The 11,494-nt window shown below is 63.7% G+C and carries 10 protein-coding genes; 5 read left to right on the forward strand and 5 right to left on the reverse strand.

Features of this window, described 5'->3' with window-relative positions:
- Positions 1-30: 30 nt before the first annotated feature.
- The 4 genes from KTR60_RS13280 to KTR60_RS13295 form a co-directional block, all read right to left on the reverse strand.
- On the reverse strand, positions 31-288 hold the full coding sequence (locus tag KTR60_RS13280) for an HPr family phosphocarrier protein (RefSeq protein ID WP_228402219.1): 258 nt from the start codon (positions 286-288) through the stop codon (positions 31-33).
- 97 nt (positions 289-385) lie between these two features.
- Complete coding sequence (locus KTR60_RS13285) at positions 386-2,455, reverse strand: PTS fructose transporter subunit IIABC (protein WP_007735189.1); 2,070 nt, start codon at positions 2,453-2,455, stop codon at positions 386-388.
- Positions 2,456-2,473: 18 nt separating this feature from the next.
- A complete protein-coding gene (locus KTR60_RS13290) occupies positions 2,474-3,469 on the reverse strand; it encodes a 1-phosphofructokinase family hexose kinase (protein ID WP_007735190.1) in 996 nt (331 codons plus the stop codon).
- Positions 3,466-4,233 carry a DeoR/GlpR family DNA-binding transcription regulator gene (locus KTR60_RS13295; protein ID WP_007735191.1) on the reverse strand — a complete coding sequence of 256 codons (768 nt, stop codon included), beginning with the start codon at positions 4,231-4,233 and terminating at the stop codon, positions 3,466-3,468. Before KTR60_RS13295 ends, KTR60_RS13290 begins: the two co-directional genes overlap by 4 nt.
- Positions 4,234-4,424: 191 nt before the next feature.
- Between KTR60_RS13295 and KTR60_RS13300 the strand changes: the two genes are divergently transcribed.
- From KTR60_RS13300 to KTR60_RS13310, 3 genes are all read left to right on the forward strand, one after another.
- The gene (locus KTR60_RS13300) at positions 4,425-6,098 is read left to right on the forward strand and encodes a putative PEP-binding protein (protein WP_007735192.1); all 1,674 of its coding nucleotides are present in this window, start codon (positions 4,425-4,427) and stop codon (positions 6,096-6,098) included.
- Positions 6,099-6,173: 75 nt separating this feature from the next.
- Entirely contained in the window at positions 6,174-7,454 is a 1,281-nt protein-coding gene (locus KTR60_RS13305; protein ID WP_020907537.1) for a uracil-xanthine permease family protein, read from the forward strand.
- 189 nt (positions 7,455-7,643) lie between these two features.
- Positions 7,644-8,786: an acyl-CoA dehydrogenase family protein gene (locus tag KTR60_RS13310; RefSeq protein WP_007735194.1), complete on the forward strand. Its 1,143-nt coding sequence runs from the start codon at positions 7,644-7,646 to the stop codon at positions 8,784-8,786.
- A gap of 92 nt (positions 8,787-8,878) precedes the next feature.
- Here KTR60_RS13310 and lexA read toward each other — a convergent pair whose 3' ends face one another.
- Positions 8,879-9,607 carry a transcriptional repressor LexA gene (gene lexA, locus KTR60_RS13315; RefSeq protein ID WP_007735195.1) on the reverse strand — a complete coding sequence of 243 codons (729 nt, stop codon included), beginning with the start codon at positions 9,605-9,607 and terminating at the stop codon, positions 8,879-8,881.
- A 282-nt stretch (positions 9,608-9,889) separates the two neighbouring features.
- Between lexA and KTR60_RS13320 the strand changes: the two genes are divergently transcribed.
- Both KTR60_RS13320 and nrdR read left to right on the forward strand, forming a co-directional pair.
- Positions 9,890-10,603 (forward strand): LysM peptidoglycan-binding domain-containing protein, encoded by a 714-nt coding sequence (locus KTR60_RS13320; protein WP_003942242.1) that lies wholly within the window; start codon positions 9,890-9,892, stop codon positions 10,601-10,603.
- A gap of 194 nt (positions 10,604-10,797) precedes the next feature.
- Complete coding sequence (gene nrdR / locus KTR60_RS13325) at positions 10,798-11,295, forward strand: transcriptional regulator NrdR (protein ID WP_030535543.1); 498 nt, start codon at positions 10,798-10,800, stop codon at positions 11,293-11,295.
- The last annotated feature ends 199 nt before the right edge of the window (positions 11,296-11,494 follow it).

The following is an 11,494-nucleotide window of genomic DNA, read 5'->3' on the forward strand; positions in this document are numbered from 1 at the left end:
GCCCGCTACACAGCACCGACTGACATCGGGTCAGGCGTCCAGATCAGCGGCTACCAGCTCGGCGACCTTGGCGAGTGCGTCGGCGTCGTCGGACTCGATGGTTACTTCGGTGTCCTTGGCGGCTCCGAGCGTCATGATCATCAGTGCCGAACCTGCATCCACGGGTTCGCCGTCGGCGACTGCGAGGGTGACCGTGGCGCCGGAGGCTCCGACTGTTTCGGCGATGAGAGCGGCGGGGCGGGCGTGGAGGCCGACTGCGGAACCGACGGCAACTGTCTTGCTGGGCATGGGATCTCCTCGTTGTAGAACTGTCGTTGCGGACGTTATGGGGTGTTCGGGCAGATCTGGTGACTCAGGTGGTGACTGCAGTGTTGCCTGCTGTCGATCATGCCGCAGCGGGCACGATTTCGGGGTCGAGTTCGGCATCGGACGGCCCCTTGCGGAAGAACTCCTTGGCTCCGACGACGGCGAGCGCAGCTACCACGGTTCCCGCGGCGAGCGAGACCAGGAACCAGCCGATTCCGCCGACTGCGAAGAAGACGAAGATCCCGCCGTGCGGGGCGCTGAGAGTGACGTCGAAAGCCATGATCAGCGCGCCGGTGACCGCGCCGCCCGCCATCATCGAGGGGATCACGCGAAGCGGGTCGGCAGCGGCGAACGGAATCGCGCCCTCGGAGATGAAAGCCGAACCCAGCAACCAGGCAGCCTTTCCGTTCTCCCGTTCGGCTTCGCTGAAGAGCTTGGGACGCAGCACCGTCGAGGCAAGTGCCATGGCAAGCGGCGGAACCATACCGGCAGCCATGACAGCCGCCATGATGCGCAAAGTGGCCGGGTCGTTGACGTTGAGTCCGGCGACGGCGAAGGCGTAAGCCGCCTTGTTGACCGGTCCACCGAGGTCGAAGCACATCATCAGGCCGAGAATGATGCCGAGGAAGATGGCCGAGCTGCCGGACAGTCCGTTGAGCCAGTCGGTGAGACCGGAGGTGATCGCGGCGAGCGGACGCCCGAGGACGATGAACATCAGTGCTCCGACGACCAGCGTCGCGAACAGCGGGATGATTACCACCGGCATCAGGCCTCGCAGCCACTGCGGGACGGCGATCCGGCCGATGTAGAGCGCGACGACACCGGCGATGAGACCACCGACCAAGCCGCCGATGAAACCGGCACCGACGAACACGGCGACCGCGCCGGCTGTGAAGCCGGGAGCGATGCCAGGCCGGTCGGCGATGGCGAAGGCGATGTAGCCGGCCAACGCGGGCACCAGGAAGCTGAATGCCAACGAACCGATCTGGAACAGCACTGCGCCGAGATAGGTGGCCAGACCACCGTCGGGAAGGTTGGTGATCGAGTTGTTGAGAACGATGTCCTTGGCCGGACCGGAGATCTCGTATCCGCCGAGCAGGAAGCCGAGTGCGATCAGCAGACCGCCGGCCGCGACGAACGGGATCATGTAGCTGACACCGGTCAGGAGGACCTGACGGAGGTGGGTGCCGAACCCTACGGAACCGGCATCGGAATCCGCGGCCGCTGCGGCGGTGCCGTCAACGGTGGCGGCGGCGGGATTCTCGGAGGCGCGCAACGCTTCTGCGAGCATCTTGTCCGGCTCGTTGATTGCCCGCTTCACACCGGAAGCGACGACGGGCTTACCGGCGAATCGTTCGCGGCCCTTCACTCCGACGTCGGTGGCGAAGATGACCGCGGCGGCTCCCGCGATCACCGAAGGGTCAAGGGGGGTGCTTCCGCTTGAACCTTGCGTTTCGACGTGAACCTTGATGCCGGCGCGTTCACCCGCGGCGACGAGTGAGTCCGCCGCCATGTAGGTGTGAGCGATTCCGGTCGGGCAGGCGGTGACCGCGACGATGTGACGCTCCGCGGGCGCTGGTGCCGGGGTCTCCTCGGTAGCGTGTTTCCCGGTGGAAACAGGTGCCGGGGGTGTAGCTGCCGCAGCCTTTGCTGCAGGATCCTTCGGTGCGGGATTGAGTACCTCGTCGACCAGTCTCACGATCTCGTCCGGCGTCGACGCTTCACGAAGTGACGTGACGAACGCGGGCCTGACGAGTGCTCGGGCCAACGAGGAGAGCAGCTTCATGTGCTCGGCCCCGGCGCCTTCGGGTGCCGCGATCAGGAAGACCAGATCGGCGGGGCCGTCGGGTGCACCGAAGTCGACCTTCGGATCGAGTCGAGCAAACCCCAGGGACGCGGACGAGACAGCCTCGGCGCGGCAGTGGGGAATTGCGATTCCGCCGGGCAGTCCGGTCGCGGACTGCGCTTCGCGAGCGAGTGCGGCATCGACCAGTCCCGCGGCGTCGCTCGCCCGTCCCGCTGCAGTCAATCGCGCTGCGAGAGAACGAATGACATCTTCCTTGGTCGAACCCAGGTCGGTGTCGAGTGAGATCAGTTCGGGACTGATGATCTCCGGGCCGGAACTGCCGGCTGCGGTGGTATCGGACATGTCAGGTTCCTTAGGGCGTCAGGCGAGTTCGGTGGGGACGGGGATGGGAGAGGCGGCATCTGCTGCAGATACCGAAACCGCTGCCAGATCGATCTGTTCGGGTGTGGGAAGGGTTGTGCCGGGAAGGGAGGCAGCGGCGCTTCCGTAGGCGACCGCGTGACGTAGCCGCTCGGATTCCGAGCCGCCGCCCGCTTCGGCGAGGATGTAGCCGGCCAGCGACGAATCGCCTGCGCCGACGGTACTGACTGCGACAATCGGGGGTGCGGTGGCGATCCACGCGCCGTCGGCCGTGACGAGGACGGCCCCGGCTGCGCCGAGCGTGGCGAGCACGCTGCCGACTCCGCGATCGACCAATCGCTGCGCCGCCGTGATTGCAGGCCCGGGATCACCGTTCTCGGCAGCACGTTCGAGGACGTGGCCGTCGACGCCGGTCAGTTGCGCGAGTTCCTCGCCGTTGGGTTTGAGCAGATCAGGTGCCGAGCCGGGGAAGCCTTCGGCGAGTGCCGTCAGTGGGGCGTCCGAGGTGTCGACCGCCACCTTGCACGGGTGATCGCGCAGCGCGGCGACCAGTTCGCCGTACCACCCCAGCGGAACGCCGGGAGGCAGTGAGCCGGACAGCGCGAACCACAGTGCGGTATCGGCGCGGGCGATCAACTCCTGTGCCAGGGCGTCGAGCGTCGAACCGGACAGCGTTGCGCCGGGCTCGTTGATCTTCGTCGTGGTCCCGTCCGGTTCGGCGATGGTGATGTTGGTGCGAGCCGGACCCGTTGTGGCGACGCCGATGTGGGGAATCCCACCGGCTGCGAGCGCCGAGAGCAACGGATCGCCACCATTTCCCGGTAGAACGGCGAGCACGTCGAGGTCGGCTGCGGCGAGAACACGCGCGACGTTGACCCCCTTGCCGCCGGGGTCGCTGCGAGTGGAGTGGGCGCGTAGGACGGAGCCTCGTTCGAGCCGTTGCTCGAGTTGTACGGTCCGATCGATACTCGGGTTGGCTGTCAGTGTGACGATCATGCGATCACCACCTCGATTCCGTGGTCGTGGAACTCGGATGTGTCTGTGGGACTGATCTCTTCGTCGGTTATGAGGACGTCGATGCTGTCGAGTGGCGCGAAGCTGATCAAGTGCTCGCGGCCGACTTTGCTGGAATCGGCCAACACGACAACGTGATTGGCGGCCTTGACCATCGCTCGTTTGACGGCGGCCTCCTCGCTGTCCGGGGTGGAGAGTCCGTGCCCGACGCTGATCGCGTTGGTTCCGACGAAGGCGACGTCGACCCGCAACGTGCTCAGCAGGCGTAGAGCGTCCTCGCCGACCGCGGCTTGCGTCACCCCGCGTACTCGTCCGCCGAGCAGGATCAGGGAAATCGAGTTCATCGATGCCAGTCGTGCGCCGATCGGCACGGAATTGGTCACGGCCGTGAAGTCGTTCTCGGTCGGTAGTTCGGGGATCATGCGACCCGTGGTCGTGCCCGCGTCGAAGATGACGCTGCCGCCGGTAGGAGGGAGATAGGTGACCGCGCAGCGGGCGATCCGGTCTTTCTGTTGCGCGCGGGTCTGATCGCGTTCCGCCATGCCAGGTTCGGTCACGTGGAGGGATCCGGTCGGAACGGCGCCGCCGTGTACACGCCTGATCTGTCCGATCCGCTCGAGGAAGGCCAGATCGCGACGCACGGTCTCGGTGGTCACACCGAAGGTTTCCGACAGCGCCGCCACGGACATGCGTCCGCGCTGCGACACCATGGTGCCGATCGCTTGTTGGCGTTCTTCCGCGTACACGTGCTCTCCGATTCCGAAATGTGATCCGACGGTGCGTTGTGGATCACAGTGAATGTTGCTTTATGTTGTTTTACGCCCGAGTGTGTTGACATGTCAAGACTTGGGAGTAATCTTCGTCACAACGAAGGTGAGGGCTTTACGCGCTCGAGGTGATCCGGTGTGACACCGGGCCCATCGCTCAAGGAGGACAGATGACCGAACAGCTCAACCGAATCACCGTGCACGGCACCCCCGTCGTGCCCGGAATTGCCTACGGCCCGGCTACCTGGCCGTCCAGCCGACCAGAACTCGTCACCGATGCACCGGCCCTCGACGAGGCCGATCGAGAGGCAGCTGCAGACGCCTTCGTCGCAGCAGCGAAGGCGGTCGAGAACCGCCTTCTCGGACGGGCTGCCGAAGCCACAGGCGCGGCCGCCGAGGTCTTGCAGGCCAACGCGGCGATGGCAGCTGATCGTGGCTGGATCGGGGCGGCCAAGAAGTCGATCGCCGGCGGAGTGCCCCCGGTGCAGGCTGCGATCGCGGCGACGGAGCAGTTCGTGGTGCTGTTCACCAAGGTCGGCGGTGTGATGGCCGAGCGCGTCACCGATCTCGAGGACATCCGCGACCGCGTGATCGCCGAACTCTCCGGATTGCCCGAACCCGGAGTTCCGATGCCCGAGACGCCGTCGGTGCTGTGCGCGGACGATCTGGCTCCTGCGGACACCGCGGGCCTCGATGCAACCAAGATCATCGGACTCGTGACCATCTTCGGCGGCCCGACCAGCCACACGGCAATCATCGCGAGGCAGTTGGGCATCCCGTGCATCGTGGCTGCGAAGGAATTGGAATCCATCGCGGCCGGAACACCGATTCTGATCGACGGAACCACCGGCGACGTGATCGCGGAGCCGGATCCCGAACAGGCGCGCGAACTGGTCGAACAATCCCGGATCGATCGCGAACGCGTCAGCACGTGGACCGGACCAGGCCGGACGTCGGACGGTCGGCCGGTAGACGTTCTCGCCAATGTTCAAGACGGCGCGGGCGCTCGCGCCGCGGCGTTGACCGCAGCGGGAGGCATCGGGCTCTTCCGGACCGAACTCTGCTTCCTCGGCCGTGAGACCGAACCGACCGTAGACGAGCAGGCGGCGATCTACGCCGAAGTTCTCGAGGCCTTCGCAGGAAAGAAGGTCATCATTCGCACGTTGGACGCGGGTTCGGACAAGCCGCTCAAATTCGCCAACCATCAAGAGGAAGCGAATCCGGCCCTCGGCGTTCGTGGGGTCCGAATCGCCTGGCAGGACATGGGAATTCTCGACCGCCAGCTCGACGCGATCGCGGCAGCCGCGGCGTCGACCAACTCGTCCCCGTGGGTCATGGCACCGATGATCGCCACCCCGGCCGAGGCGAAACGTTTTGCCGATGCGGTGCGGGCACGCGATCTTGTTCCCGGTGTGATGGTCGAAATCCCGGCGGCGGCGCTGTTGGCCGACCAGATTCTCGAACACGTCGAATTCCTCTCGATCGGTACCAACGACCTCGCTCAGTACACGATGGCCGCTGATCGGATGTCCTCCGAACTCGCCGACCTGACCGATCCGTGGCAGCCCGCGGTGCTCGCCCTTGTCGCACGTACGGCCCAGGCCGGTCAGGCGGCAGGCAAGCGCGTCGGCGTCTGCGGTGAGGCGGCCGCCGATCCACTGTTGGCGTGTGTTCTGGCCGGACTCGGAGTTTCCTCGCTGTCGTGCGCTGCGGCGTCGGTCGCGGGTGTGGGAGCGAAGGTCGGGTCAGTCACCATGGCGCAATGTGAGGCGGCTGCGGCGGCGGTGCTGGCAACCGGTGATCCGGTGGCAGCGCGCAAAGCGGCGGCCGACGCAATCAGCTGAACTGGTTTCGTTGGTCTCGGTCGGAGACCGAGCGCCTGACCTCTAGTATTTCGACCTGTGATCGAACGAGAAACAATGACCGGGGCCGGCGGAATCGGCTGGACTGTCCACGGAGACGGCAAGCGGATCGCCGACGGCGCCGTCGTGGCGCCGGACGAACGACTGAGTTGGCCGCGCACCATCGGGATCGGGATGCAGCACGTCATCGCGATGTTCGGAGCGACACTGCTCGTTCCGACCATCACCGGCTTCCCCGTCACGACGACGCTGTTGTTCTCGGGTATCGGCACCGCGCTGTTCCTGCTCATCACCCGGGGCCGGATCCCGAGCTATCTCGGTTCGTCCTTCGCGTTCATCGCCCCGCTGACAGCGTCGGCAGGATCGGGCCCGGCCGCGCAGCTCGGTGCCGTCATGGCCGTCGGCATCGTGTTGATGTTGATCGGCGTCGCCGTACGTCTGATCGGCAGCCGGGTCATCGACGCCGTCATGCCGCCGGTAGTGACAGGCGCCGTCGTCGCGCTGATCGGTCTCAACCTCGCTCCGACGGCGGTCGGTTCCTTCGAATCGCAGCCGCTGATCGCCACGGTCACGCTCGTTTCGATCCTGCTGGTCACGGTCGTCGGTCCCGGGCTGCTCGGCCGGTTGGGCATTCTGGTCGGCGTCGTGATCGGCTGGGTCTTCGCCGCGGTCATCGGTGGTCTCGACAGTGAACGAGTGTCCGCTCTGCGCGAAGCCGACTGGTTCGGGCTGCCGAGTCTGCACGGACCGTCGTTCGACTGGTCGGTGATCGTGCTCGCGCTGCCCGTGGTGATCGTTCTGGTCGCCGAGAACGTCGGACATGTCAAGGCGGTGTCCGCCATGACGGGTAAGTCCCTCGATGATCTGGCCGGCAATGCGCTGTTTGCAGACGGTCTCGCCACGACCTTGGCGGGCGCCGGCGGCGGATCCGGAACCACCACGTATGCCGAGAACATCGGGGTCATGGCAGCGACGCGTGTGTACTCGACCGCGGCGTACTGGGTAGCGGCCGCCACCGCCGTGATCCTGGCATTTTCGCCCAAATTCGGTGCACTGGTCTTCACGGTTCCGAACGGCGTCATCGGCGGTGCGACGATGGTTCTCTACGGACTCATCGGCATTCTCGGTGTGCGCATCTGGATGGAAGCGAAGGTGGACTTCACCGATCCGGTCAACCTGACCGTCGCCGCTGCCGCACTGGTTGCCGGCATCGGGAACCTGACGCTGACCATTGGTTCGGTCGAGCTGGGCGGCATCGCTTGGGGGTCGATCGGCATCCTGGTCGCCTACCCGATCATGCGATACCTAGCCAAATTCCGTACTTCGAGTAACAGATAACCGCTACAGTCACGAATCGTGATCGTTCGGGTCATCGACGGGTATCGCAACAGGTTCTACCGTCGGAGGCAGTGACGTGGGCCCGCGAACTTCGGCGTGCCCAGTCTTAGCGAAAACATCCCGACCGGGTACATCGTCCCCACCGGGTACATCACTGAAGTGCCGTATATCGAATTGCAAGGAGTCGGCGTGGAGCGCACCCTGTTCGAACCGGAACATGAACTCTTCCGGGAGTCGTACCAGAAGTTCTTGGCACAGCACGTGGCACCGAACCACGAGAAGTGGGAAGAGCAGAACATCGTCGATCGTGACGTCTGGGTCGAGGCCGGAAAGCAGGGATTCCTGGGAACCGCGGTACCTGAGGAATTCGGCGGCGGCGGTGTCAAGGATTTCCGCTACAACGCGATCATCACCGAGGAAACCACCAAGGGTGGCTTCAGTGGTATCGGCTTCACGCTGCACAACGACGTGGTGGCGCCGTACCTCCTGGAGTTGACCAACGAGGAGCAGAAGCAGCGTTGGCTACCCGGATTCGCGTCGGGTGAGCTGATCTCGGCGATCGCGATGACCGAACCGGGTACCGGTAGCGACCTGCAGGGCATCAAGACGAAAGCAGTTCGCGACGGGGACCACTGGGTACTCAACGGTTCGAAGACCTTCATCACCAACGGAATCAACGCCGACATCATCATCGTTGTCGCGTGCACCGACCCGGACAAGGGTGCTCAGGGCTTCAGCCTCCTCGTGGTCGAGCGGGACATGCCCGGCTTCGAGCGAGGACGCAATCTCGACAAGATCGGCATGAAGGCTCAGGACACCGCCGAACTCAGCTTCACCGACGTACGCGTTCCCGCTGCCAACCTGCTGGGCGAAGAGGGAATGGGCTTCTTCTACTTGATGAAGAACCTTCCCCAGGAACGACTCTCGATCGCCGTCGTTGCTGCCGCCGCAATGGAATCGGTTCTCGAGAGCACGATCCAGTACTGCCGTGACCGCAAGGCATTCGGCAAGTCGATCGGCAGCTTCCAGAACACCCGATTCGTACTGGCCGAATTGGCAACGGAGACCACGGCAGTGCGCATCCTGGTGGACAAGTTCATCGAGCAGCTCAATGCCGAGAAGCTGACCGTGCAGGAAGCTGCGATGGCGAAGTGGTGGACCACCGAAGCTCAGGTCAAGCTCATCGACCGCTGCCTCCAGCTGCACGGAGGCTACGGCTACATGAAGGAATACCCGGTTGCCAAGGCGTACATGGACTCTCGTGTGCAGACCATCTACGGTGGCACAACCGAGATCATGAAGGAGATCATCGGACGTTCGCTGAATCTCTGATTCGGGTGATGGACCGCTGATCGTCACGAAAAGACTCTGGGCCCCGGCTGATGCCGGGGCCCAGAGTTTTGTGATCGAGGGTGCGAGCGAACTCAGATCTTCCGCATGACCGTGACAACCTTGCCCAAGATGACGGCGTTGTTGCCGGGAATCGGCTCGAAGAGGTCGTTGTGCGGCATCAGCCACACCTCCTTCTTCGTACGCTTGAACGTCTTCACGGTGGCTTCGCCGTCGATCATTGCGGCCACGATGTCACCGTTCTCGGCGACGTTCTGCTGACGGACGACAACCCAGTCGCCATCGCAGATCGCTGCATCGATCATCGACTCACCGACAACCTTGAGCATGAAGAGCGAACCTTGGCCGACGAGCTCGCGGGGGAGTGGAAACACATCCTCCACAGCTTCCTCGGCGAGGATCGGTCCGCCGGCAGCGATGCGGCCCAGGATGGGGACGAACGCCGGCTCTGGCAGCGGGTCGGCACTGTTGTACTCGCCGGAATGCTTCGACACCGACGCGATGGCGGTATCGGCCGCAACCTCGTCGAGACCCCGAACATCGACTGCACGAGGGCGATTGGGATCGCGTCGAAGGAAGCCCTTGCGCTCCAACGTTCGCAGTTGATGCGCGACCGACGACGTGGAGGTAAGCCCCACCGCATCCCCGATTTCGCGAATGCTCGGCGGATACCCGCGCTCCGTCACCGAATCGCGGATCACTTCGAGAACGCGCCGCTGACGCTCGGTGAGCGTCTCGCTCGACGGAGACGGAACTGCAGAAGCTCCTGCCTCCGCGGCTGTGCTGGAGCGATCGTCCTTCATGGCCTGTTGCCTCCGTGTCTGAAGAAGTCGTGTCTGAAGAAGTCGTGTCTGAACAAGTCGTGTCTGAAAACTGCCTGCAAAAGTGCCTGGTGCAAGTCGCGCAGAAACCTGTCGGTGCCTCCTGCCAACATTCGAGCTGTCGACAAACACGGAGGCTTTCGCAATTCCCGCTGTGTGGTCTGACACGAATCTAGCCGGATTTGCTCGCGGTTTCAAACATCTGTTCGATTCGTGTCGCTCCAAGTAGAGACATTGTCGGCCAGGCGTGGTAGAAATTCGAACATGCGTTCCATCGAACGCATGATCGAACACATCGATCGGTGTCGACCAGCGGAGGTCACGATGGGTAACGCAGCACTGAAAAGCAACAGGGTTTTCGACGACGCGATTGGTTTCGACGCGTTTGGTTTCGACGGTACGTCGGCACTGAAGTACCACCCCTCGTTCTATGGGCCCGATGCAGACGCTGTGTCCTTCGAACGGCGCGGAGCGGCCGAAATGCATGGCGTGGCCAGGGATGTCGACAACGAACCGCAGGCGGCCGTCGTTCGCCGGGTTCCGGCGGTGGGCGCGGTTTCAGGTTCGCGTTCATTGCGCGAATCTCCTCGCCGGTGGGACAGCGAGCACGATTCGTCACGCCCGTACGGAGGAAGTTTCGCGCACCGAAACAGGGTCGGTGTGTCACGGGTCGAACATGAAGTGGCCGCCGAGGATGTCGGTTGGAAGACGGTTTTCCTGGGCGCCGTATTCACCGCATTCGCAGTGTTGGCGTTGGTGGGGATCGGCGCTTTGTCGAGTGGTGACGTAGCTGCGACAAACGGCGCGACCGAAGTGGTTCGCGTTGCCGCGGGTGAATCCCTCAGTGATATTGCTGCCAAGGTTGCACCTGGCCAGGCTGTCGGTTCGGTGATCGAGCAGATCATGGATCTCAATGCGATGTCGAGTTCCGGACTGTCAGTGGGACAAACGCTGATCGTGCCGGCCTCGGGGCGCTGACCTACCCCGTACCAGGCGGGGGCGTACCGAGCGTGAGAGCAGTCCGTTCACAGCGAGTAAGCTGTCCACTTGACAGTCCCACCACCTCGGGTGGTCGCGTTGAGTACGTGGATCTGCTCTGTAAATCGTCGGAGGATTTGCAGTCGGTAGCGAATCTGAGTTGCGGCCATTTCGGCGACAACGAAGGAACCCCGATGCATTGCCCGTTCTGCCGGCACCCTGATTCCCGAGTGGTCGATTCGCGCGAGGCCGACGAGGGCCAGGCGATCAGGCGGCGCCGTTCGTGCCCCGAGTGTGGCCGCCGATTCACCACGGTCGAGACGGCAGTTCTCTCGGTCGTGAAGCGCAGCGGCGTCACGGAGCCTTTCAGCCGAGAAAAGGTTGTCAAAGGTGTGCGTCGCGCATGCCAGGGCCGCCAAGTGGACAACGATTCGCTGAATTTGCTCGCCCAACAGGTCGAAGATGCCGTTCGAGCTTCGGGTTCTGCCGAAATTCCCAGTAACGAGGTAGGGCTCGCGATCCTCGATCCGCTTCGAAATCTCGACGAAGTCGCCTACCTGCGATTCGCATCGGTGTACAAGTCCTTCAGCTCGGCTGCGGATTTCGAACGTGAGATCACCGACATGCGCGAGCATGCAGAGACCCGTGCCGCCGAGAAGGCTCCCGGCGCCGAGACCGTTTCCGTCGACTGAGGCCTTCGCCTCAGATAACGCTGAGAGCACAGAGCGGTCTTAGGTAACGCTGAGAACACAAAGCGAACAATCGAACAAATCGGGCACGTTATTCGCTTAGTGTCTACCAGGTACGTTCGTCCGCATCTCGGATCTTCACGGAGGCGTTATGAACTTAGTTGCAGTTCTCGGAGTCGTGAACAGCCTGGTAACCCTCGGG

Origin of the sequence: Rhodococcus sp. C1, from assembly GCF_020809065.1 — a bacterium.
Classification (GTDB): Bacteria; Actinomycetota; Actinomycetes; order Mycobacteriales; family Mycobacteriaceae; genus Rhodococcus_F; species Rhodococcus_F qingshengii.